The sequence below is a fragment of the Vibrio sp. 1557 genome (genome assembly GCF_033340175.1).
Taxonomy (GTDB): domain Bacteria; phylum Pseudomonadota; class Gammaproteobacteria; order Enterobacterales; family Vibrionaceae; genus Vibrio; species Vibrio alginolyticus.
Map to the genome: position 1 here is coordinate 64,916 of NZ_JAWOVZ010000017.1, position 23,322 is coordinate 88,237.

Genomic DNA, 23,322 nt, shown 5'->3' on the forward strand with positions numbered 1-23,322 from the left:
GACTTCGTGTGCGGGCGTTTGGGGCAACTCTTACGCCCGTCTGTTTGTAAACGCTGTCTTTCTAGTTAAGTATGTTGCAGACAAGTGCACTTACCTAGAACGATACAAACACCAAGCGGTGAATCGATGCCGTTTGTAGTAATTAACTGGTGACGAAGAACATGTCAAAACGTGATTTTTACGAAGTATTAGGCGTAAGCCGTGATGCCTCAGAGCGCGATATCAAAAAGGCGTATAAGCGTCTAGCGATGAAATTCCACCCAGACCGAAACCAGGGTGATGATTCTGCGGCGGACAAGTTTAAAGAAGTAAAAGAAGCGTACGAAGTTCTGACCGACCCTCAAAAGAAAGCGGCGTACGACCAATACGGTCATGCAGCTTTTGAACAAGGCGGCGGTGGTTTCGGTGGCGGCGGCTTTGGCGGCGGCGGTGCTGATTTCGGCGACATCTTTGGCGATGTATTCGGTGACATCTTTGGTGGTGGTCGTCGTGGCGGTGGTGGCCACCGTGCCCAGCGAGGTGCTGACCTACGTTACAACATGGAATTGACGCTAGAAGAAGCGGTTCGTGGTGTAACGAAAGAGATCGAAGTACCGACACTAGTACACTGTGATACCTGTGATGGTAGTGGCGCGAAGAAAGGTTCATCTGCTGAAACATGTGGTACCTGTCATGGTCATGGTCAAGTACAGATGCGCCAGGGCTTCTTCGCAGTGCAACAAACCTGTCCTACCTGTCACGGCAAAGGTAAAATCATTAAAGACCCTTGTAATGAGTGTCATGGTCAAGGTCGTAAGCAGAAAACAAAAACACTTAACGTTAAGATCCCGGCAGGTGTTGATACTGGCGATCGTATTCGCCTATCTGGCGAAGGTGAAGCGGGAGAAATGGGGGCGCCTGCTGGCGACTTGTATGTACAAGTGCACGTGAAAGAGCACCATATCTTCGAGCGTGATGGCAACAACCTATACTGTGAAGTGCCAGTAAGCTTTGCGATGGCAGCTCTAGGTGGTGAAGTTGAAGTACCAACTCTAGATGGTCGCGTAAGCCTAAAAGTACCTTCAGAAACGCAAACAGGTCGTATGTTCCGCATGCGTGGTAAAGGTGTGAAAGGCGTTCGCGGTGGCGGTATCGGTGACTTGATTGTTAAGTTGGTTGTCGAAACACCAGTAAATCTAAGCTCACGCCAAAAAGAACTGCTCAAAGAGTTTGAAGAATCTTGTGGTGGTGAAGCGGCGACAAAGCACAAGCCTAAATCAGAAGGCTTTTTCAACGGTGTGAAAAAGTTCTTTGATGATTTAACCAGCTAAGACTTTAGTGAAAAGCACAAATACAAAGGCCTGCTAAAATGCAGGCCTTTTTGCATCTCGGTGTTCTTCTAATTCCAGCAATCACTTGGTTCTTCGACATTTGTTGACGTTAAAGTAATCGTTTTAGCGCCAGTCAAACACTCGTCGTCGTCTTGTCCCAGAGCCGATTTTGCTGTTGCTGTAATGGTATAGGCCGTACTTGCAGAGCTTGCAATATTGAAAGAAAATCTATTTTTGTCTGAGTCACATAGAGTGCATGTGCCTCCAGAGATAATATGACTCCAGTCGTACCCACCATCATAAGATGTCTCTAGCTCTAGCTGAATTCGACTAAGATCGCTCAAGGCAACCGTCCTATGAGACTTGAGCACATGATTGGTGTAAGAAGGGTAGGCGACAGCCGCAATGATCCCGACAATCACTACAGCTACCAGTAATTCGATCAATGTCATCCCTCTCAATCCTTTTTTGTAGCCGTTACAACGAGAAATTCGAATCATCACGAGTAGTTTCCTTTTCACTTTTCCGCCTATTTTTGGCAGGTGATAGCATCTGTGCAAGATGAATTACGGCCCTTTTGCCGTTTACATAGGAATTTGGGAAATGCCTCGCGGGTTTACGTTGTTGGAGCTTCTTATTACTGTTGCTGTCTTGTCAGTACTACTACTTTTTGTCGCCCCAAGTTTTTCAAAAGTTAGCCAACACATGAAAATAGTGAATTTAGCCAACGAATTACAGGGTTTTTTGATCCAAGCGAAATCGGAATCGGTGATGAGAAATCAAGATTTTTGGGTTCATATTCAAGGCTTGCCTTCATCCACCGGAAGCTGGAAGCTCACACTCTCGAGTGTATCGAATGTCACTGACATTACTTCAATGAATACTGTTGCTGAGCTGCAAGGTCATCTATATCGGGGTCTGGTGGTGTCGAGTAATATAACTAGCGTCAAGTTTGATCGTGTTATGGGGAATCCCAAAAATGCGGGAAGTATTCACCTGAAGAAATCTCAAGCGGATACCAGTCCGATAAAAGTAACTGTTCATAACGGAGCAGGGCGAGTAAAAGTGTGCGCTATGAATAAGGCAAAATATGGCTTTGAACAATGCTAAACAGCAGGGTAGTACACTTGTTGAGTTTATGATTGCTGCGTTGTTAGGACTTGTCGCTTTGGGCATTGTTGGCGCAGTGTTTCTTTCTAACCAAAAAACAGCTGTGCAGCGAAGCAAGGAAATAATGCTACTTCAGCAGATGAGTAGTGTAATTCAACAAGTGAAAGAGGATATTCAGCGAGCAGGGTTTGATGGTATTACGACAAAATCAATGATGCTTTCCGGTTCTCCTAGCGTTCTATATCAACAATCCGAAAAAATCGGTTATGTTTATCGAAACACAGCAAGCTCTGTGAGTAATACGATATATCGGTTAAAGGATAATATGTTGGAATATTGCCAGGATGATTCACCATCACCTTTAAGTGTCGTGTCTGCTGCTAGTGGATGTTTTGATCTTTTTGATCCTAAGCAAATTAAAGTAACTCAATTTGGTGTTAGTCGAACATTACTATCAGGTTCGTCAATAGAGAGTGCGTTTATTTCTATTTCAATGGCCGCTGAATTAAAAAATGATCCGGCAATTTCTCACGCCATTTTATTACAAGTTCAGCAAAGGAATTGGCAATGATACGTAAGCATCAACAAGGAGTGGCCACGTTACTTATTACTTCCATACTGCTCTCTGTCGCTTTGGTTGTGACGTTAGGGTCATATAAGAATCTATTTTATCAAATTAAGCGTGCGCAGAATGAAGTTAGTTCTCGGCAACAGCACTGGGAAGCGGAAGGGGGGCTTGAGTGTCTATTTGCTTATGTCACAGATGATGTATCCATAGTGAACGAGCTCATCCCAATTAATCACAATAATTTAAATACCTTATGTAAGAGGGAATTAAACCTTAGCCAGCTGAACGTTACTGATATAGGGGCAGGAGTCTATCGTATTAATTCTATATCTCACAATGGTTGGGCCCAGCTCAATAAAACTTTCAGTACACTAAGTAATCGTGGAAAAGGAGCGATACAAACCACATCCAAGTTAACTACTTATGGTGATTTAAAGGTTCATCCAGATGCGAAAGGTGATCTTAATTCTGACAATCTGTATGAATGCATATCACTGACTTATCGGTATAGTTATACCATGGAAGGCGGAAGCACAGGATCAAAATATAACACTGCATCAATAAGAGCGAATAGCTTATATGATGGTTCTCCTGCTGGAGGGTGTACCGCTGCAACGACAACCAATGTTACAGTAAAAGCTGGGAATGCAATTACGAAAACTAATAAACCTGAAACTTCTGATCCGCAGCTAAAAGGCGATTTTGTTTATGACTCTGAAGTCGATCCATTCCAAACCTTTTTTGATTACAAAAAAACACCGGAAAACATTGATAAAGTCAAAGCTTCATTTCCGAAAGCTGGGAAAATCAATTTGTCAAATGCGACACAGTGTAAATCAGCTATCGAAAATGCTTTTAAGGAAGTAGATAAGGTTTGGATTACTGGTGACTGCGCCATTCACGGGAATTTAGCACTTCAAGGCAACCATGAGAAATATACGTTAGTTATTCAAGATGGTATTTTTATCAATACTGGTTCAACAACATTTCAGGGTTCGCTTTTTCATTTAGTCGATAAAACTAAACCACAGTTTGCTCCTGATGAGTTAAAAAGCTATTGGGAAAGTTTGTTCTCGAATGCTGATGGCTCACCGACTAATTTTACCATTGGTAAACAATATACTGATCTTACACAAACTGTTTATGTTGATGCAGGGGCATTTCACGCAACGGGTGGTTATGGTTTTGATACTGATGGGTTAAAAACCTCAATTGCGGGCTCAATGGAGTTACTATTTGATTCCAGCAAAAGACCTACAACAAGGAGAAATGATGTTCGTTGGCAAGAGGGAAGTTGGAATGCCAAGTAAACAACATGGTTTTAGTTTAATTGAAATAATGATTTCTTTTATTTTAATTGGTGTCGGTGCTCTTGGATTGGTTAAGTTGCAAGCTTACATTGAGCTGCGGGCAGATTACGCGATGCATAGCATTGAAGCGCTAAATCTTGCTGAGCAGAAATTAGAGTGGTTTCGTACGCGTGGGGCTATTTCTGCAGTCCCCTCGATGCCCGCCGCTAATTTTGATACAAATATTGTCTCTGGGGAAGATACTACGCACCCCTTGTATACTTTATCTTGGTCTGTGCCAACGGCAACTCTGTCGGGCGCACTTAAAACGATACATATGGAAGCTCTATGGCAAGATCGCCACGGTAAAATACAATCGGTAGAGCTGAAAACCATGATCTCTAAACATAGCGAATTTGATTAAATAGTCTAGGTTCCTGTTTTACGCCGATTCAATCAAAACCGATTGGAGTTCTGGATAAGGTGTTCACTGTCCGCGTTGCCCTTTTTATATTGAAGAGAATTATTTCTTGCTTCTCATCACGTATAGTTTCTTTTCTTAAAACTATCTATTCATCGCTCTATGCAACCTCTGTTTTTGCCAGCTCGTTTACTAAATGTATATGTTGATTTTTCCATAATGTTTCAGGCTTGTATCTTTGGTTTTGTTTTTTTGCAAAATATGTCTCCAATTATGAAAAAAAATCTAGAACCTTGTGCTTTCTCCATTAGTGTTTACTAGAATACTCGTTGGATAGTAGGCCGTTATAATTATTCAAATAGGCCTTGGCACCAACATCATTCACTATGGAGTTACCATGAGTAACCAAGCTGTAAATAAAGCACCATCATCGAAGCCGAGCGGGATGGAGCGCTTTTTAAACTTTATCGAGAGGACAGGTAACAAAATCCCTGATCCTGCGATTTTGTTCTTCTGGGCATTGATCATTACTTGGGCGGCGTCAGCACTTTTGTCGAATGTATCATTCGATCTTCCAAACCCTCGAACGGGCGAAGCTCTTACTATCACCAACTTACTTACGGGCGAAGCGCTAGCAAGTTTCCTTGCTAACATGGTGACGACGTTTACTGGCTTTGCGCCACTGGGTATCGTACTTGTCGCAATGCTAGGTGTGGGTGTTGCAGATTCTTCGGGTTTTATTACGACGGGTCTTAAGAAGATGCTGAACTTCACGCCAGCTAAGCTTCTTACTCCAATGCTGATTTTGGTTGCTATTGTGTCGCATACTGCGGCAGATGCAGGCTATGTTCTGGTTATTCCTCTTGGCGGTATTATCTTCCATGCGGCAGGTCGTCACCCTTTAGCAGGTATTGCGGCAGCATTTGCAGGTGTATCTGGTGGCTTCTCTGCAAACTTTATCCCTTCAGGTATCGATCCGCTATTGGCTGGCTTTACGCAAACTGCGGCGCAGGTTCTTGATCCTGAATATGTGGTTAACCCATTAGCGAACATCTTCTTCACTGGCCTATCCTCTATCATTATTGTGGGGATTGGTTGGTACGTGACAGAGAAAATCATCGAGCCTCGTTTATCAAAAATGCCAATTGATGATGATGCGGAAACCGCGCCAAACCTAGGTTCATTTACTGAACTGGAATCAAAAGCATTCCGTTATGCAGGTTGGGCAATGATGGCGGGTATTGCTTTACTTGTTGCAGCGTTAATTCCAGAAACATCAGCACTTCGCTCGCCTGAAGGTGAAATTACTGCCTTCTCAGCACCGATAATGAAGTCTATCGTGCCGTTGATCTTTATTCTGTTTATCATTCCTGGTTACGTTTACGGTAAAGTGTCTGGAACGTTCAAGACCAGCAACGACATTATCAAAGCGATGGCTGATACTATGTCAACCATGGGCGCATACATTGTTATGTCGTTCTTCTGTGCTCAGTTCCTATCTGCATTTGCTCAGTCAAACATCGGTACGATGCTAGCGTTGTATGGCGCAGAAGGCTTAAAAGCGATGAACCTACCAGGTGAAGTGACCATCATCGGTATGATCCTTCTAACCGCGTCTGTAAACCTACTTATTGGTTCGGCATCGGCAAAATGGGCTTTAATTGGTCCAATCTTAGTGCCAATGCTAATGGCGGTTGGTATCTCGCCTGAGCTGTCTCAAGCGGCTTACCGTGTGGGTGACTCTGTATCGAACATCATTTCGCCTCTAATGGTATTTTTCCCTCTTGTAGTGGTTTACTGTCAGCGTTATGTGAAGTCGGCTGGTATCGGTACGCTTGCGTCACTAATGATGCCATTCTCGATCGCAATGCTGATCGGTTGGTCTATCTTCCTAGTTGCTTATTGGATGGTAGGTATCCCGCTAGGCATTCAAGCTCCTTACACTTACACAATGTAAAAACGTTTAGGGTGTGAAAGCCGCTAATTGGCAGCCAAAAAGCGCAGGTCTTCGATCTGCGCTTTTTTGTTCTCGTAAAACGAACATCGATAGGTCTTGTAACTAGTTTTTTGGAGTTGCAGACTTTGTCCCGTGATGTGTCGCTGTAGTGAAGCCGAAGTTGGTGATAAAATTCCCGACTTCAATCATTTTTGTTTCTTTGGAGCCTCCTTTGTCTAACCATCCGTTTACCCCTCAAGATGAATTGTTTATGCGCAGAGCGATGGAGCTTGCTGAGCAAGCAGAAGCTGAGGGGGAAGTACCTGTTGGCGCAGTGCTTGTCAAAGATGGTGAAATTATCGCTGAGGGGTGGAATCGCTCTATTGGTACTAATGACGCTACCGCACATGCTGAGATCCAAACGCTGCGTAAAGCAGGCCAAAAGCTAGAAAATTACCGCCTTCTGGATACGACGTTATATGTAACACTTGAGCCATGCCCAATGTGTGCCGGAGCCTTATTGCATAGCCGCGTTAAGCGGGTTGTTTTTGGAGCGCCAGATTTAAAAGCTGGAGCAGCAGGAACAGTGCTTAATTTGTTTGAAAGTCAAGCCGCTTACCATTACGCCTTAATTGAAAAGGGGCTGCTAGAAGATGAGTGCCGTACTCAGCTACAAGCGTTTTTTAAGCGCCGCCGAAAGGAAATTAAAGCGAAGAAGCAAGCACAAAAAGCATTAGAAAATGGAGAGAGCGAACAAGGTAGTAGGAGTAGTGAGGGCTAGCAAACACCTACAACGTGGTAGATGTTTGCTTGGACGCACTAGTGATTGACTAGATGTACAAAAACACGATTACGTGAACTTACTTTCTTTTTCATACATGTCAGTTTACGTTTACGTCGGATAGCAGCTACTGTGTTATTTAAACGCTTTGACTGCACTCTACGTCTTCTCATATTCAAAACCTCCTGCAGACAAGACTTATACCAGTAAAGCGCGGCTCATCGATGCTTGGCAATAGGCTCGATAATCGCACTAAACATTGTATGGTTTAAACGTTCTTCATTTGACTTCTGCATTGCACAGAGCCAGCAAACAATTTCAATACGATGCTTAATAATAGGAGTGACGTTATTTCGGCAGAGTGTAGCCGAAAGCGCCGCTTCATCAAGTGAGCTAAACCATGTGGTTGTAAAGTAATCTGTTACAAAGCCATCAGTTTTACTAACGATGAAGAAAAGGCGACCAACCAAAGGAATGGTTGAGTGTGGTTGGTGTCACTCAGAATATTGGAGTCTAGATAAGTTTTCGTTAGGACTCAACAAAAATGACGAGCTTCATAGGCTCGTCATTTTCTAGTTTACCGCGGGTTTATTCTTCAATGCTTTCTTGTTCGGTGTCTTCTTCAACCGTGACGTCAGAAGCGCCAGAGACTTGTTCTACGACGGTCTCTACTGCGCCCGATATCAAAATGTCGGGGTTGAGCGGCGGAATCACTTGCAAGTCATCGCTATTCTCATCAATCGCTGGCTGTTGGCTGACATGACCAATGATGGATTGGTAGTAACGTCGAATATTTTCTACGTAATTACGCGCTTCATCGCCTCTGGCGTACCCATAGCGAGTTTGGCTGTAATAGCGCTTCTGACGCAGTAAAGGCAGCCTATCTTTTACATCGGCCCAAGCGTTCGGATCGCCACCTTGTGCTTTGGTGAGTCGTCGTGCGTCCATCATGTGGCCGTAACCAATATTGTATGAAGCTAACGCAAACCATATTTTTTCATGCTCGTTGATGCTATCAGGCACGCGACCTACAATGCGACGTAAGTACTCGACACCACCACGAACAGATTGCTCAGGGTCTAAACGGTTTGTTACCCCGACGCTTTTCGCTGTTGGCAGAGTAAGCATCATCATCCCCCTAACACCCGTTGGCGATTTTGCTGTTGGTTTCCAATGTGACTCTTGATAAGCCAATGCTGCAATTAATCGCCAGTCGAACTCTTCGCTGTATTTTTGGAATAAAGGTGCCCATTTAGGCAATTTGTCATCCAGAGCTCGAATGAATGCGCGAGTATCAACGTAGTCAAATGCTTCAATATGACCAATGTACTTTTCTTCGAGGGTGGACAGTTCTCCTGATTGTTTGATGTTACCGAAAAACTCTATCAGCATTGCATACAAGCTTTCGTCTTCAGAACGTCGAGTAAACCAAGACACAGGTTGATCTTCTGTAAGTTCGAACGCGAGCGCAAGATCGGGGTAAAGGCGTTGAGCTAGGGAAAGTTCCACCGAATCAGTCACAGTAAAACGTAACTCACCCTTCGATACGTATTTGAGTAAGTCTCTCGTGTCAGCATCACCAACAATTTCAAACTGAAGTTCTGGATACTGCTTCTTTAACGCTGTTAGGGTCGGAACATATTGCGATTGTTCAACGATCTTTAATGTTTGAGCGCCTGCATTTGTATCTTCGTCGGACTCGTCGTCTTTCGAGGCTTGGTATTCAATGAGTTGTTCGATATCACGTGGTCGAAGTTGCCCTTTTTTATATACCACTTGTTGGCTTACATAATAATAGGCAGGGCCTGGTCTAAATCGTTTGACTGCTTGTGACGTTTGATTTAAACCCGTAGCGATGATATCGATATCTCCTTTCTTAAGAGCAGGAAAAAGCTCAGCTTGGCGAAAGGCTGGTTTAATCTCGAGTTTGACGCCGAGCTGCTCCGCAAACTGACGCGCCAATTCGTAATCCAACCCTGCGGGACCATCGGGACCTATGTAGTAGGAAAGCTGATTGTTTAGCGTGCCAACACGAAGCACACCACGTTCTTGAATTTTTTCAAATTCACTTTTGGGCTCCGACTCAATCTGGCAAGCAGAGAGTAAAAGAACAGAAACTAAAATTAGAGCACTGCGCTTGAGCCGGTTGAAGTGACTTATTTGCATTGATAGGTACATCTTGGAAAATTTCTATTTGCCTTTATATCAAAGCGAGCTCATGGGGCAAAGTGAATCACACACTTATAACGTGACATTGTGTGTTTTATCGACATTTTAGTTGTAATTCAAATTTGACAAAAAAAATGACGCAAACGGTTGCTTTTGGTGTTACATCACAAAAACAATTACTATATAATGCGCTCGCAATGACGAGGTGGAATCGGCATAGGTTCGACAGGGCTTATTTTAAGTGTCTGAATTTATTCCAATATCACCTTAATCAATTGCATAAGAGACCTAAGCACATGAGAATTTTGCGTGGCTCCCCAGCTCTTTCTGAGTTTCGTGTTAATAAACTACTGGAACTTTGTCGTGAACAAGATCTGCCTGTAACTGGCATTTATGCCGAGTTTATGCACTTTGCCGATCTAAAGTCAGACCTTGATGACCAAGAGTTAGAAAAACTTGAAAAGTTACTAACTTACGGCCCAACCATCGAAGAGCATGAGCCTGAAGGTCTTCTACTTCTTGTCACGCCTCGTCCTGGCACTATCTCGCCTTGGTCTTCTAAATCTACCGATATCGCTGTTAACTGTGGTCTGGAGAAAGTGAAACGTCTAGAGCGTGGTACGGCTTATTATGTCGAATCTTCAGTTGTTCTCTCAGAAGCTCAAGCTGACGCTGTTAAAGCGTTAATTCACGACCGCATGATGGAAACAGTATTCACAGAATTTGAAGCCGCATCAGCATTATTTACTGTTGCAGAGCCTAAGCCTGTCGCACATGTTGATATCTTAGCTGGCGGTCGTCTTGCGCTTGAAGAGGCAAACGTTTCCCTTGGCTTGGCACTCGCAGAAGATGAAATTGATTACTTGGTAGAGAACTTTACTAAGCTTGGGCGTAACCCAAACGACATTGAATTGATGATGTTTGCTCAGGCGAACTCAGAGCATTGTCGCCACAAAATTTTTAACGCAGATTGGACTATCGACGGGGTAGATCAACCTAAGTCTTTGTTCAAAATGATCAAAAACACTTTTGAAACGACACCTGACTATGTGCTGTCTGCATACAAAGACAACGCAGCCGTTATGACAGGTTCTAAAGCGGGGCGTTTTTTCCCTGACCCTAAATCTCGTCAATACACGTACCACCATGAAGATACGCACATCTTGATGAAGGTAGAAACGCACAACCACCCAACGGCAATCTCTCCGTGGCCGGGCGCATCGACTGGCTCAGGCGGTGAAATTCGTGACGAAGGCGCGACGGGTATCGGCGGTAAGCCAAAAGCGGGTCTGGTTGGTTTTACAACCTCTAACTTACGTATTCCTGGTTTTGAACAGCCATGGGAAACCGACTTCGGCAAGCCGGGTCGTATTGTGAATGCGTTAGACATCATGCTTGAAGGTCCTCTTGGCGGCGCGGCATTCAACAACGAATTTGGTCGTCCAAATCTATTGGGTTACTTCCGTACTTACGAAGAAAAAGTCACTTCTCATGCGGGTGAAGAAATTCGTGGTTACCACAAACCAATCATGATTGCTGGTGGTATGGGTAACATCCGCGATGAACACGTACAGAAGAAAGAGATCCCTGTAGGTGCGAGCCTAATCGTACTTGGTGGTCCGGCAATGAACATCGGTCTTGGTGGTGGTGCGGCATCTTCCATGGCATCTGGTCAGTCAGCAGAAGATCTGGACTTCGCTTCGGTACAGCGTGAAAACCCAGAGATGGAACGTCGCTGTCAGGAAGTGATCGACCGTTGTTGGCAGTTAGGCGACGATAACCCAATCGCATTTATCCACGATGTGGGTGCAGGCGGTATCTCTAACGCATTGCCTGAACTTGTCGACGACGGTGAGCGTGGCGGTAAGTTCCAATTACGCGATGTACCAAACGATGAGCCGGGCATGAGCCCACTGGAAATCTGGTGTAACGAATCACAGGAACGTTACGTTCTAGCGGTGGCGCCAGAAAACATGGAAGCATTCGACGCCATCTGTAAGCGTGAACGCGCACCGTATGCAGTGGTGGGTGTGGCGACAGAAGAGCGTCATCTAACGCTAGAAGATTCTCACTTCGACAATACGCCAATCGATATGCCAATGGATATCCTGCTTGGTAAGCCACCGAAGATGCACCGTGACGCAACCACACTAAAAGTGGAAAGCCCTGCCATTGTTCGTGATGGTATTGAGCTTAATGAAGCAGTGGATCGCGTACTTCGTCTTCCTGCTGTTGCAGAAAAAACATTCCTAATTACTATCGGTGACCGAACAGTAACGGGTCTGGTTGCTCGTGATCAAATGGTTGGTCCTTGGCAGGTACCAGTAGCAAACTGCGCAGTAACAGCGGCAAGCTACGACACTTACCATGGCGAAGCAATGTCGATGGGTGAGCGCACGCCAGTGGCATTACTAGACTTTGGTGCATCGGCTCGCCTAGCCGTTGGTGAGTCACTAACGAACATTGCGGCAACAGACATCGGTGATATTAAACATATTAAACTGTCTGCGAACTGGATGTCTCCAGCGGGTCACCCAGGTGAAGATGCGGGTCTTTACGAAGCAGTGAAAGCGGTTGGTGAAGAATTGTGTCCTGCGTTAGGTTTGACTATCCCAGTTGGTAAAGACTCCATGTCGATGAAAACCAAGTGGGAAGAAAACGGCGAGAGCAAAGAAGTTACTTCTCCACTGTCGCTAGTTATCACGGCATTTGGTCGTGTGGAAGACGTACGTAAGACCGTGACTCCTCAACTACGCACTGACAAAGGAAATACTTCTCTAGTTCTTGTTGACTTGGGTAACGGCAAAAACCGCTTAGGTGCGACAGCATTGGCACAAGTATACAAACAGCTGGGTGACAAACCTGCTGACGTAGATAATGCAGAGCAGCTAAAAGGCTTCTTTGATGCAATGCAAGCGTTAGTACGTGATGACAAGCTAGTGGCTTACCACGATAAAGGCGACGGCGGTCTGTTTGTTACACTGGCTGAGATGGCATTCGCGGGTCACTGTGGCGTAAAAGCGAACATCGCAGAGCTGGGTGATGATGCGCTAGCCGTTCTATTTAACGAAGAGCTAGGTGCGGTTGTTCAAGTTAAGAATGATGATCTAGATTCAGTTCTATCTACTCTGGCGGCAAACGGCTTAGAGGCATGCTCACATGTGATTGGTTCTGTTGAAGCTTCAGACGACTTTGTTATCACTTCTGGTGATGCAGTTGTGCTTGAACGTTCACGTACCGAACTACGCGTTATCTGGGCTGAAACAACGCATAAGATGCAAGGTCTACGTGATAACCCTGCGTGTGCAGACCAAGAGCACGAAGCTAAGAAAGACAACTCTGACCCTGGTCTAAACGTTAAGCTCAGCTTCGACGTAAATGAAGACGTTGCAGCACCGTACATTGCGAAAGGTGCTAAACCTAAGATGGCAATCCTACGTGAGCAGGGCGTTAACTCCCACGTCGAAATGGCAGCAGCGTTTGACCGAGCTGGTTTTGAAGCAACCGACATCCATATGAGCGATATCCTAACGGGCCAAGCGGTACTGGATGAATACCATGGCCTAGTAGCTTGTGGTGGCTTTTCTTACGGCGACGTACTAGGTGCGGGTGAAGGTTGGGCTAAGTCTATCCTGTTTAACGCACAAGCTCGTGAACAGTTCCAAGCCTTCTTCAACCGTGAAGAGACGTTCTCTTTAGGTGTATGTAACGGTTGTCAGATGCTATCAAACCTGAAAGAGCTGATCCCAGGTGCAGACTTGTGGCCACGTTTTGTGCGCAACGAATCTGAGCGTTTTGAAGCGCGCTTTAGTCTAGTTGAAGTTCAGAAATCTGACTCTGTATTCTTCGACGGAATGGCTGGTTCGCGCATGCCAATCGCGGTTTCCCACGGTGAAGGGCGTGTAGAAGTACGTGATGCAGAGCACCTAGCAGCGATTGAGGCATCAGGTACGGTTGCGGTTCGTTACGTGGATAACCTCGGTAACCCAACACAACAATACCCGAACAACCCGAATGGTTCGCCAAACGCGATTACCGGTTTAACAACAGCAGACGGTCGCGTAACTATCATGATGCCTCACCCAGAGCGCGTATTCCGCACAGTTGCAAATTCTTGGGCTCCGGAAGGTTGGGGTGAAAATGGCGCTTGGATGCGTATGTTCCAAAATGCCCGTAAGAATATCGGTTAATTAACCAAAGGTTAATGTAGCTTAAGTAAAGCGTTGGTTGAGAGACCAGCGCTTTCTTTTTTCTTATCACTCTTTTTTCTTATCACTCTTTTTTCTTATCACTCTTTTTTCTTCGTCGCTCTTTCTAGTGACTTGGCGAAACGTTGCTTTGTTCTGCCTCTTCTTTGTCATCTATTATCTAGCGTAAAAAACTTGCAGCGTTTAGATTACTTTTATGCTCTAATACCGCGCTTACCAAGGGATGGTGTTAAACAGCTCAGCTTAGATGGAGTTATCAAGTTGACCGAATCCCTGATTGATCCCTAAATCCCTTAGGAAATGAAAGAAATGTCTAAGAATCCAAAATTTGCTATCCGCGTCACTGAAAAACGTAACGGCTGGAGCGCAGAAATCACTCGCCAAGTGACATCTCGTAAGACTGTAGTATCAAAGCGTGAAACAGGCTTTGACAGCGAAGAGAAAGCACAAGCTTGGGCTGAACAAGAACTGGCTGGATTTATCCAAAACCAAGTGGTTCGTAACGAGCGTAAAGCAGCGCAACGTCAAGAGCGTGAAGCAGAACAACTAGCGGCAAAAGTTCGTAAAGAAGAAGCCCGCAAAGCACGTGAAACCGAAGTAGACACTGACGAAGAATAAGTTTAAATCGGTGAGATGGTGACGTTACCCATCAAACAAATAGTGAAAATGCCCTGAGTTTTGTCTCAGGGCATTTTTTATTTATATCGGCTAAAAACAATCCGATGATACGGACAGGCTAAACGTGCCGTCTTCAGGGGCTGCAAATTGTTTATTGCCAGGAAGAAGGTGAGGGTTATTAGCATAAGTGCGATGTGTCGATTTGACCTTTGCAGAATGTCTTTCCGGTAAATCAAAGTGTTGTAAGCCGTCAGATAGATCGTTTGCTTCACCGTAGTCGAAATGTGTTGCGACGTCTTTGGGCTGCTTGGCGTAACGACAGTGATCCGGCTTACCATCTTCGTGCCAAGTTAAAGAGTTAGTTTTTGCATCTAGATTCAGGTTATTTGCTGTTGGCTGTGCGTAAAAATCTTCTGAAACTTGGTGCTTGCTTTGTTCTTGTAAGTAGTCTGCAATGTTCTCAGAAGCTTGCGCTAGGCTACCTACAGGGAAGAAGCAAATCAGAAGAAGCCGTGTTTTTAGATTGTTCATAATGTGTATGCAAGCAAAAGGAAATGATAATACTGATAAATAAAACGGCGTGCAATTATGGCCATTGGATACGATATAACAGGGCAGTTAATGTCTGCCCTGCATCTTTTAGGTATGGTTAGTATTGATAAGTGAGGTGCAGTTTGACTTCGCGACCAGGCGAAGGCACGCCATTAGATAGGTATGCTTCGTAGTAACGATCGGTTAAGTTTTTCACAACCGCGCCAACGCTCAAGCCTTCGACTTGTTGTATTTCCCAAACCACGTAAGCGTTTTGTAGCGTGTATTGCTCACTTGGCGATTTCACTTTTAAATTATTACCGCTTGCCTTGGTTTTGGTTTGCGCATCATACCAACGGACTTCCCAGCCCGTACGTAAACCAGGAATCCATTCGTAACCTAAACCCAGATTAATGTTTAATGGCGGTACATCAGGATGATCATCATCTGAACCTGTAGAGTCAGATAGGCTACCTTTGTTTTTGCCGCGAATGTAACTTGCTGAGAAATTACTGTAGAAATCTTCAATCCGGTATTGTGAAATTAGCTCAAAGCCATAGTTTTTAAAGCCATCTAGGTTTGTATTCCAGCTTTGTAACTCAGTAGTATTTTTGTCGAGGTTATCGCCCGTTCGTATATCAACTGTGTCGCTAACATCGTTATAGAACATAGTTAACTCTGTTGCGAGGTTATCGCGAGAGTTCACCAGCCCTTCCGTTAAGTTGATAACGCTTGCTTGATAAGCATGGATACGAGACACGTCCAGATTCAAAGCAGTAGCCGTAGCGGTAGCTCGCGCATATTGCACTGAGTAGATGTTATCAACGGTTGGTGCTTTTAAAGCGTAGGCGTAGGAGGCGTTTAAACGCGTATTATTGCTCGCATCAAAGTCGATATCCAAACGTGGGCTAAAGCCTTTATGCGTCGTTTCACCGTAGTTATGTCCGGCAGCTGGATCATTATAATCCGGCGCAGCGTTCCCTTTTCCTTCACTCTTGATGTATTCGTAACGCAGAGAAGGTGTGATTGTTAGGCGGTCTGTTGCTTGATAGTGATCAGCAATGTAAGCGGTATAAATTGACTGCGTGCCAGATGGTTCGTAGTAAGGGGTGTACCAACCGTAGTTTTTCGCTTCATTACTGTCGTATGATGCGTTGAATACTAACGAGTCTCTATCGGTTTTTTGATATTGAAGCCCAGTGACTAGAGTGTGGTCTCCGAATTGCGCTTGGTTAAACACATCAACGTAATCACGCTCGTAACTCAGCCATGACTCATGACCGTAACTGCCAACAGAAACGAACATTTTCTCGAATGCTACGTCAGGGCGAACCCAATGACGATCGTTTTCGGAACGTGCCATTTTGATATTGAAATCAATATACGGGTTAGTCGGCATGTAGTGGTAAGAGATGGTCGTGGTGTTGTCCGTGTATTTGTTATCGACGGTGTAAGCGTATTGGGCTTTTTCTAATGAGCCGTATTTCTTGATATTGTATTCGGTGATGTTAGGCATTTTTCCGCGGCGGTTAGCCCAAGGTTTACGACCTTCATCTTTGTAGCGAGTGTGGCTAATTTCAAACTCGTGATCGTTGTTTTCATAACCGACCTTTACGAGCATGTTTTCTTGCTCATAACCTGAGTAATCCAGCGTTTCACCACCTCCGACTTTAATGTCATCAGAATCTTTTACCGAGCCATTCGCTAGAAAATAAAAACCAGTATCGTTTTTACCATAGAGTGTTAGCGTGTAGGCGTTCTCATCGCCGTTGGTGTTGTATGCACTTGAGATGCGAGCACCAAAGTTTCTTTCGCCGTACAGGAGATCATCGACACTTTTGGTTTTAATGCGAATGGAGCCACCAAACTTCCCGTTGAGTGCTCGATAGTCGTGCGCGCCCTTGATAATTTCTGCTTCGCCAATTAAGAACGGATCAAAAAAGAAGGTACCGTAGCGGTATTGTTGAAAGCCAATTGGAGCGCCATCGACAAACACGGCGATATCGCTTGGATCATCAAAACCACGAATGTTAATACGTTCGCCACCAGAACGACCGCCACCATCTATTGATGCACCGGGAACGGCATCGATCATTGAGGCAAAATTAGAGTACTGTTGCTCTTCAATCTCTGACCAATTAATGGTGGTTTGCGCAGGCTCAGCAATGGTAATAGGTTTGGCATAACGAACGCCTATGACTTCAAGCTCTTCATTTGGCGCTGTCTCGGCATATGAATAAAGAGGGAAGAGCAAAGCCAGTGAAATGAGATTTACTTTGAGTGGATGACTTTTTAATCGTTTCATATTGATGATTTATAGTGTTTTTATGAAGCTCGGATTATAAGAACATTATTACGATTAATAAATGATAATGAGATTAATTATCAAATGTGTTTTTGCGACGGATTGTAAAGTTTTTTATCCATTCGTGGAAACTACGATAAGTATCGTTAGCGTACATAAAACAAAAAGCCCAGCATCATGGACGCTGAGCTTATTGGCTTTAAACAAGATAGTGCGAGCACTGTTGCTCCTTTTGAGCTAATCAGGCGCCTACTTGGTAGGAATTACTGAGTTTCTAACGGTATCTGTCCGGTGGTCAGCGGCTCGGCATCGAATTCAGTGAGGCCTTCAATATAGCTTTCGACTGCTTGCTCTAAAGCATTATCACCTTGGTTAAAATAGGCAAGGTGGAAAATTGCATCGCCTTCGTTCACCAATGGTAATGTTTGTTGACCGATAACTAAACCACGCTTCGGGGCTTTTAGTTCTATCTCATCATGACCAAGAGGAGAGCTAATATAAGCGAGCGTTTCACCCTGTTCTACTTTGTCTCCCAGATTAACGACAGTACGCAAAATGCCGTTACCTGACGCGCGAACCCAGCTGGTGGACTTCGCTATGATAGGCTCAGGCAGCTTTTTCCTGCTCGCTCGCAACATACCAATGGCTTGCATTACGCGCCGAACCCCGAACACACCAGCGCTGATCGAAAGTGGATCAAAGCGCAATGCTTCGCCAGCCTCGTAGGTGAGCACTGGAATATCACATTTTTCTGCTTCACTGCGTAAAGAGCCATCACGCAATGCTGAATCAACAATCACTGGCGTTGCAAATGCTTGAGCAATACGCAGAGTTTCTGGGTTGCTTAAGTTTGCGCGGATCTGTGGCAAGTTCGTGCGATGAATGGCCCCTGTGTGTAGATCCAAAATGTAGTCACAACGCTTGGCAATGTTGTTAAAGAACCCGTGTGCCATACGAGATGCAAGTGCGCCTTTTTCACTGCCAGGAAAGCAACGGTTGAGATCTCGTCGGTCGGGCAAGTAACGAGATTTATGGATGAAACCAAAAACGTTAACGATAGGTACTGCAATGACAGTGCCTTTCAGTTTTTGTGGATCCAGTTGGTTAATGATCTGACGAACGATTTCTACGCCATTAAGCTCATCACCATGGATAGCAGCATTCACCATTAAAACTGGTCCTTCTTGTTTCCCATGGATTATTTCCACAGGAATAGATAAAGGCGAATGTGTATATAGCTTCGCTGCTTCAAATTCGATCTCTAATCGTTGCCCTGGTTGTATTTGATGTCCTAAGAGCTCAAACACTTTGCTTTTTTTACTTCTGGCCATAAACCATCTCTGTCAAATGCGTCATCAGCAATGTAACAATTGCTGCAAAATCGCACTAATCATTCTCATTAAGGACACGACAAATTACTTTAATCGTCATGCGTGAAATTTTGGTATGTGTGAAGTTTTTGTTTTCAATATGATCTTTTCTATCAGTTTAATACATAACAAGCCATAGAGAAGAGAGCGCAATAATAGCCTTAAAAAATGTGACTGTATTAAAAATAATACTGTTCATGGAGGACAAAAAAACGGACTTTTAACCCTACTTTTTATCCGATAATATCCGCGCCGAATTTGAGGTTTCACACTTTCTAACTAGAGGTTTTGATGAAAAAGGCAATTGCTAAAATTGGTGCATTGACTGCGGTAGCAGTTTCACTTTCAGGTTGCGTAGGTAGTAATGCCGTGACAGGTTATGTCATGGGGTTTAACTTGAAAGCTGTTGACAACCGTTACGCTCGAGGTGGCCTAAATATGCTTTTAGCGCCTGTTTATGGTGTCGCGATCGCAGCGGATTATATCGTGTTTAACTCTCTAGAATTTTGGACGGGTAAGAACCCGTTAAATGGTAAGCCACATATCTTCGATACAAAGGTAGATACTTACATTGATGTCAATCACCAGTTAGATAAGTCGTTAACGACGGCACCAATCGCACCATTAGCGGATAACCGTGTCATTGAGCAGGGGCGAATGCAGCAAATCGATGAGAACACTGTTCAAATGGATATTACTTACAGTAACGGTGAAAAGGCGACACTCATGGGTGTACGCGATGGTGAGTTTGTTACTTACTACATTGATGGTGAAGTTGCTGCACAAACCTCAATGGATGAATTAGCCGCTTACACGCAAAACCGTGTGTAGTTGGGTTCAACTAAACCAAAAAAAGGGTGCCGTATGGCACCCTTTGTCGTTTTTCGTGATTGAATTATGCTTTCTCTGGAATCGCTTCTAAAAGCGCGACCATCTGATCCCAGTACAACTGAACAGTATCAATCTTCACTTTCTCATCTGGAGAGTGAGGGAATTTTATTGTTGGACCGAAAGAAACCATATCCATGTGTGGGTATGGTTCTTTAAATAGGCCACACTCAAGACCAGCATGGATGACCATGATGTTCGGCTTATGACCGTAAATGCCTTCATACATATCACGGAAAATTGCCATGATCTCGGAATCTGCATCTGGCTTCCAGCCAGGGTAAGCGCCTGAGAACTGAATTTGTGCGCCTGCTAGCTCAGTAATCGAGCGCAGCATGCTTTCCACTTGGCTACGGCCAGAGTCAATGAGAGAACGAATCAAGCAAAGCACGGTGACTTTATTTTCTTCTGTGCTGATCACACCAACGTTTAGAGAAGTTTCAACAACGCCTTCCACCTCATCACTCATACGGATTACGCCGTTTGGACAAGCGTTAAGTGCCGCAATGAATCGTTGCTGATCGGCGATTGAAAATACTTGCGCGTCAGTCGTGATCGCTTCATTAAAGGTTACGATACCTGTTTCGATTTTACCCAATTCAGTTTTAAGCAGCTCAGTGTAGTGGTTGAACAGCTCAGCAAGTTTGTCTTGGTTTTCGACAGGAAGCGCGACAGTAACAAACGCTTCGCGAGGGATTGCATTACGTAAGCTACCACCACGGAATTCGACTAAACGTAAATCAAGCTCTTGAGCATGACCGGCAAGGAAACGACCAAGTAATTTGTTGGCATTACCGCGACCTGTGTGAATGTCACAACCTGAGTGACCACCTTTTAGGCCTTTCAGCGTCAGTTGGCGTGTTACAAAACCTGCAGGCGTTGATTCTCGAGAAATATCGAAAGTCATGGTGCCATCAACGCCACCTGCACAACCCATGTAGACTTCGCCTTCTTGCTCAGAGTCTGTATTTAGAAGAATCTCACCCTCTAACCAACCAGCTTCAAGGCCAAATGCGCCAGTCATGCCTGCTTCTTCATCAATCGTCAGCAGAACTTCGAGTGGACCGTGCTTAATATCTTTAGATGCCAATACAGCAAGGCAAGAAGCCATACCAATACCGTTATCTGCACCAAGCGTCGTGCCTTTCGCAGTTACCCATTCGCCATCGATGTAAGGCTGGATTGGATCTTTGGTGAAGTCGTGTTCAGTGTCTTCGTTTTTCTGCGGCACCATGTCGATGTGTGCTTGAAGTACAACAGCCTTCTTATTTTCCATTCCTGGTGTCGCGGGCTTTTTGATGAACACGTTACCAGTTGGATCACGGCGAACGTCAAAGCCTTGCTCTGTTGCCCAGTTGATAATGTACTGTGCTAATGCTTCTTCATGTTTCGATGGATGAGGGATAGAACAAATCTTATCGAAAAACTGCCAAAGTGGAGCAGGTGATAAGGTACTGATCTCAGAATGGAACTCAGACACGGAGGACTCCTTTTGATGTGCTTTGCCAAATATATACCGTAAAAATATTGTCAAGGTAGCATTAAATGCTAGACGATTTGGCCTTCAAATTGCCGTTAGCATACCACCAGATAAGGAGTACGAGTAGTCGCGATCACAAGGATTTCTCTCAGAACTGTCACAGTTTGTGAATACAATAACAAGCACTATGTGTTCTCTATCATACATTCTGAAAGTGGCTTTATTTTTTAATTCATAAAATTGTAATTTAATTACATATAAACTTTGATAAAGGTCAATTTATGTATTTTTTGTGATTCCAATCACTAAAATGCTTGTAATTAAATTTCTTGGTGGTATATTTGTAACCAGCTTCTGAGAGAAGAATGAAATGCTCAAAGGATGAGTCCGTTTTATCGCCTCCAAGGAACCGAGAAATCAACGAATGTTTAATTGATTTAAAAGGTGATAGTTATGAAAGGTTTACCAAGTACAATGTTCTGGAATAGCAAGTCTGTTTACACCGGTAACTTTGTATACCCAACAAGCTTTGGCTACTAAGTGAAGTCAACGCATGTGACTCGAACAGTTTGTTCACCCCTATAAATTGGAATTTTTTTTCAGTGATAGTGCTGACATGATTCACCGCCACCCACATTGGGTGGCGTTTTTTTATCTCTATTTTCTCTTCCTGACTCACTTATTGCCATCAAAGCCTTCTTCTATTCCCCATTCTTCGGTTTTATCGACTTTTCCATCAAATCTGTTAGATACCATGTTAAAAATGGGCCTTTTTCATCTGAAAGTTTAGTACATTGCTCAGTTTTTATTCTCTTTTAGGGAACTGTGTTATCTAGGTTACCTATTGTTTTGTAAGAATATATTCCTTTGCCTACTTTGATAGGTTAGAGAATGTGTTTCATATCCAAAGAAAAAAAACGCATTAGAGTGAAGATTCTATCTAGAATTTGCTATTTGATAACTTTATAATTCCCGCCAATCGATTACGCAACCGTTTACTTTTTTACCTTTACAGGATTCGATCATGCTCGAGAGGCTTTTTAAACTCAGTGAAAATGGCACAAATGTGCGTACTGAGATCATTGCAGGTGTTACGACCTTCCTAACTATGGCTTACATTATTTTTGTAAACCCAGCGATCCTGTCGGATACCGGTATGGACCGTGGTGCCATTTTTGTCGCGACTTGTCTTGCTGCCGCAATCGGCTGTTTTATTATGGGATTTGTTGCGAATTACCCAATCGCACAGGCACCAGGAATGGGCCTGAACGCATTTTTCACTTACTCTGTTGTATTGGGAATGGGTTATACGTGGCAAGTTGCGTTAGCGGCTGTATTTGTTTCTGGCCTTCTGTTTATTCTTTTAAGCGTATTTAAGATCCGTGAGTGGATTATTAACTCGATCCCGCATTCTCTACGAACAGGTATTTCAGCTGGTATTGGTCTTTTCTTAGCGTTTATCGCATTAAAAAATGCAGGTATCGTCGTTGATAACCCAGCGACATTAGTTTCTATGGGAGAGATCACATCATTGCCATCTGTATTGGCCGCGATTGGCTTCTTTCTTACGATTGCATTGGTTCACCGTGGTGTGAAAGGTGCGGTGATGATCGCTATTCTTGGCGTTACAGCGCTTGGTCTTCTATTTGGTGATGTGCAGTGGGGCGGTATTATGTCAACGCCACCAAGCATTGCGCCAACTTTCATGCAACTGGATTTCTCTGGTTTGTTTGAAGTAGGCATGATTTCCGTCGTATTTGCTTTCCTATTTGTCGATTTATTTGACACCGCAGGTACGCTCGTTGGCGTTTCTCAAAAAGCAGGTCTAACTGATGAGAATGGCAACATCCCTCGTTTAAACAAAGCGTTACTTGCAGACTCAACAGCAACGTCAGTAGGTGCATTACTTGGTACTTCTAACACGACATCTTATATTGAAAGCGTTTCTGGTGTGGCTGCGGGTGGGCGTACTGGTCTAACAGCCGTGGTTGTTGGTGTACTCTTCCTACTTGCTCTATTGTTCTCACCACTTGCGGGTATGATCCCTGCTTATGCAACGTCAGGTGCGCTATTCTATGTGGCGATCTTGATGCTGTCTGGGCTAGTAAGCATTGATTGGCGTGACCTAACTGAAGCGTCCCCAGTTGTTGTGACTTGTTTAGTTATGCCGCTAACATTCTCGATTGCAGAAGGTATCACGTTAGGCTTTATCGCATACGCGGCGATCAAGTTATTCAGCGGTAAGGGCCGTGAAGTGTCGATGAGTGTATGGGTGATGTCAGCCATCTTCATCGTTAAATACCTCGTCGGTTAATTTCTCGAGCAAAAAGCCAGTGTG

General features: G+C 44.2%; 17 protein-coding genes. 11 read left to right on the forward strand and 6 right to left on the reverse strand.

The annotated features are described in order from the left end of the window. Nucleotides 1–161 precede the first annotated feature (161 nt). Nucleotides 162–1,310 carry a molecular chaperone DnaJ gene (gene dnaJ, locus R7070_RS17905; protein WP_017635700.1) on the forward strand — a complete coding sequence of 383 codons (1,149 nt, stop codon included), beginning with the start codon at nucleotides 162–164 and terminating at the stop codon, nucleotides 1,308–1,310. A gap of 68 nt (nucleotides 1,311–1,378) precedes the next feature. Here dnaJ and R7070_RS17910 read toward each other — a convergent pair whose 3' ends face one another. Then, on the reverse strand, nucleotides 1,379–1,810 hold the full coding sequence (locus R7070_RS17910) for a type IV pilin protein (RefSeq protein ID WP_017635699.1): 432 nt from the start codon (nucleotides 1,808–1,810) through the stop codon (nucleotides 1,379–1,381). A gap of 103 nt (nucleotides 1,811–1,913) precedes the next feature. Here R7070_RS17910 and R7070_RS17915 point away from each other — a divergent pair, with 103 nt between their 5' ends. The 6 genes from R7070_RS17915 to tadA all read left to right on the forward strand — a co-directional run bounded on the left by R7070_RS17915 (nucleotide 1,914) and on the right by tadA (nucleotide 7,415). Then, nucleotides 1,914–2,420: a GspH/FimT family pseudopilin gene (locus R7070_RS17915; RefSeq protein ID WP_017635698.1), complete on the forward strand. Its 507-nt coding sequence runs from the start codon at nucleotides 1,914–1,916 to the stop codon at nucleotides 2,418–2,420. Then, on the forward strand, nucleotides 2,401–2,991 hold the full coding sequence (locus R7070_RS17920; RefSeq protein WP_017635697.1) for a PilW family protein: 591 nt from the start codon (nucleotides 2,401–2,403) through the stop codon (nucleotides 2,989–2,991). The genes R7070_RS17915 and R7070_RS17920 overlap by 20 nt, the downstream gene beginning before the upstream one ends. Beyond that, nucleotides 2,988–4,298: a hypothetical protein gene (locus R7070_RS17925; protein ID WP_006741845.1), complete on the forward strand. Its 1,311-nt coding sequence runs from the start codon at nucleotides 2,988–2,990 to the stop codon at nucleotides 4,296–4,298. Before R7070_RS17920 ends, R7070_RS17925 begins: the two co-directional genes overlap by 4 nt. Beyond that, nucleotides 4,288–4,701 (forward strand): prepilin-type N-terminal cleavage/methylation domain-containing protein, encoded by a 414-nt coding sequence (locus tag R7070_RS17930; protein ID WP_017635696.1) that lies wholly within the window; start codon nucleotides 4,288–4,290, stop codon nucleotides 4,699–4,701. The genes R7070_RS17925 and R7070_RS17930 overlap by 11 nt, the downstream gene beginning before the upstream one ends. Nucleotides 4,702–5,095: 394 nt before the next feature. Beyond that, nucleotides 5,096–6,655 (forward strand): AbgT family transporter, encoded by a 1,560-nt coding sequence (locus R7070_RS17935; protein ID WP_017635695.1) that lies wholly within the window; start codon nucleotides 5,096–5,098, stop codon nucleotides 6,653–6,655. Nucleotides 6,656–6,905: 250 nt separating this feature from the next. After that, nucleotides 6,906–7,415, forward strand: coding sequence for a tRNA adenosine(34) deaminase TadA (tadA, locus tag R7070_RS17940; protein ID WP_065274227.1), 510 nt, complete (start codon nucleotides 6,906–6,908; stop codon nucleotides 7,413–7,415). 588 nt (nucleotides 7,416–8,003) lie between these two features. On the opposite strand, the gene mltF is transcribed toward tadA, so the two are convergent. After that, complete coding sequence (gene mltF, locus R7070_RS17945; RefSeq protein ID WP_025998701.1) at nucleotides 8,004–9,581, reverse strand: membrane-bound lytic murein transglycosylase MltF; 1,578 nt, start codon at nucleotides 9,579–9,581, stop codon at nucleotides 8,004–8,006. A 299-nt stretch (nucleotides 9,582–9,880) separates the two neighbouring features. Between mltF and purL the strand changes: the two genes are divergently transcribed. Further along, nucleotides 9,881–13,774, forward strand: a complete 3,894-nt coding sequence (gene purL, locus R7070_RS17950; RefSeq protein ID WP_047102118.1) for a phosphoribosylformylglycinamidine synthase — start codon at nucleotides 9,881–9,883, stop codon at nucleotides 13,772–13,774. A 327-nt stretch (nucleotides 13,775–14,101) separates the two neighbouring features. Next, nucleotides 14,102–14,410 (forward strand): DUF3622 domain-containing protein, encoded by a 309-nt coding sequence (locus R7070_RS17955; RefSeq protein ID WP_025998700.1) that lies wholly within the window; start codon nucleotides 14,102–14,104, stop codon nucleotides 14,408–14,410. A gap of 90 nt (nucleotides 14,411–14,500) precedes the next feature. Here R7070_RS17955 and R7070_RS17960 read toward each other — a convergent pair whose 3' ends face one another. The 3 genes from R7070_RS17960 to R7070_RS17970 form a co-directional block, all read right to left on the reverse strand. Beyond that, nucleotides 14,501–14,941 (reverse strand): hypothetical protein, encoded by a 441-nt coding sequence (locus R7070_RS17960; protein ID WP_005381599.1) that lies wholly within the window; start codon nucleotides 14,939–14,941, stop codon nucleotides 14,501–14,503. 118 nt (nucleotides 14,942–15,059) lie between these two features. Continuing rightward, nucleotides 15,060–17,246 (reverse strand): TonB-dependent receptor domain-containing protein, encoded by a 2,187-nt coding sequence (locus R7070_RS17965; protein WP_213909970.1) that lies wholly within the window; start codon nucleotides 17,244–17,246, stop codon nucleotides 15,060–15,062. Nucleotides 17,247–17,509: 263 nt separating this feature from the next. Then, on the reverse strand, nucleotides 17,510–18,577 hold the full coding sequence (locus tag R7070_RS17970) for a succinylglutamate desuccinylase/aspartoacylase family protein (protein WP_054576939.1): 1,068 nt from the start codon (nucleotides 18,575–18,577) through the stop codon (nucleotides 17,510–17,512). A gap of 330 nt (nucleotides 18,578–18,907) precedes the next feature. Between R7070_RS17970 and R7070_RS17975 the strand changes: the two genes are divergently transcribed. After that, entirely contained in the window at nucleotides 18,908–19,447 is a 540-nt protein-coding gene (locus tag R7070_RS17975; protein WP_053306530.1) for a DUF3332 domain-containing protein, read from the forward strand. A 64-nt stretch (nucleotides 19,448–19,511) separates the two neighbouring features. On the opposite strand, the gene R7070_RS17980 is transcribed toward R7070_RS17975, so the two are convergent. Further along, complete coding sequence (locus R7070_RS17980) at nucleotides 19,512–20,984, reverse strand: aminoacyl-histidine dipeptidase (protein WP_005381594.1); 1,473 nt, start codon at nucleotides 20,982–20,984, stop codon at nucleotides 19,512–19,514. Nucleotides 20,985–22,008: 1,024 nt separating this feature from the next. On the opposite strand from R7070_RS17980, the gene R7070_RS17985 reads away from it, so the two are divergent. Beyond that, nucleotides 22,009–23,298: an NCS2 family permease gene (locus R7070_RS17985; protein WP_005381592.1), complete on the forward strand. Its 1,290-nt coding sequence runs from the start codon at nucleotides 22,009–22,011 to the stop codon at nucleotides 23,296–23,298. The last annotated feature ends 24 nt before the right edge of the window (nucleotides 23,299–23,322 follow it).

Bases quoted from the DNA above. Each gene is read 5' to 3' on its own strand.
- dnaJ (WP_017635700.1), top strand. From the start codon at position 162: ATGTCAAAACGTGATTTTTACGAAGTATTAGGCGTAAGCCGTGATGCC.
- R7070_RS17910 (WP_017635699.1), bottom strand. From the start codon at position 1,810: ATGATTCGAATTTCTCGTTGTAACGGCTACAAAAAAGGATTGAGAGGG.
- R7070_RS17915 (WP_017635698.1), top strand. From the start codon at position 1,914: ATGCCTCGCGGGTTTACGTTGTTGGAGCTTCTTATTACTGTTGCTGTC.
- R7070_RS17920 (WP_017635697.1), top strand. From the start codon at position 2,401: ATGGCTTTGAACAATGCTAAACAGCAGGGTAGTACACTTGTTGAGTTT.
- R7070_RS17925 (WP_006741845.1), top strand. From the start codon at position 2,988: ATGATACGTAAGCATCAACAAGGAGTGGCCACGTTACTTATTACTTCC.
- R7070_RS17930 (WP_017635696.1), top strand. From the start codon at position 4,288: ATGCCAAGTAAACAACATGGTTTTAGTTTAATTGAAATAATGATTTCT.
- R7070_RS17935 (WP_017635695.1), top strand. From the start codon at position 5,096: ATGAGTAACCAAGCTGTAAATAAAGCACCATCATCGAAGCCGAGCGGG.
- tadA (WP_065274227.1), top strand. From the start codon at position 6,906: ATGCGCAGAGCGATGGAGCTTGCTGAGCAAGCAGAAGCTGAGGGGGAA.
- mltF (WP_025998701.1), bottom strand. From the start codon at position 9,581: ATGCAAATAAGTCACTTCAACCGGCTCAAGCGCAGTGCTCTAATTTTA.
- purL (WP_047102118.1), top strand. From the start codon at position 9,881: ATGAGAATTTTGCGTGGCTCCCCAGCTCTTTCTGAGTTTCGTGTTAAT.
- R7070_RS17955 (WP_025998700.1), top strand. From the start codon at position 14,102: ATGTCTAAGAATCCAAAATTTGCTATCCGCGTCACTGAAAAACGTAAC.
- R7070_RS17960 (WP_005381599.1), bottom strand. From the start codon at position 14,941: ATGAACAATCTAAAAACACGGCTTCTTCTGATTTGCTTCTTCCCTGTA.
- R7070_RS17965 (WP_213909970.1), bottom strand. From the start codon at position 17,246: ATGAAACGATTAAAAAGTCATCCACTCAAAGTAAATCTCATTTCACTG.
- R7070_RS17970 (WP_054576939.1), bottom strand. From the start codon at position 18,577: ATGGCCAGAAGTAAAAAAAGCAAAGTGTTTGAGCTCTTAGGACATCAA.
- R7070_RS17975 (WP_053306530.1), top strand. From the start codon at position 18,908: ATGAAAAAGGCAATTGCTAAAATTGGTGCATTGACTGCGGTAGCAGTT.
- R7070_RS17985 (WP_005381592.1), top strand. From the start codon at position 22,009: ATGCTCGAGAGGCTTTTTAAACTCAGTGAAAATGGCACAAATGTGCGT.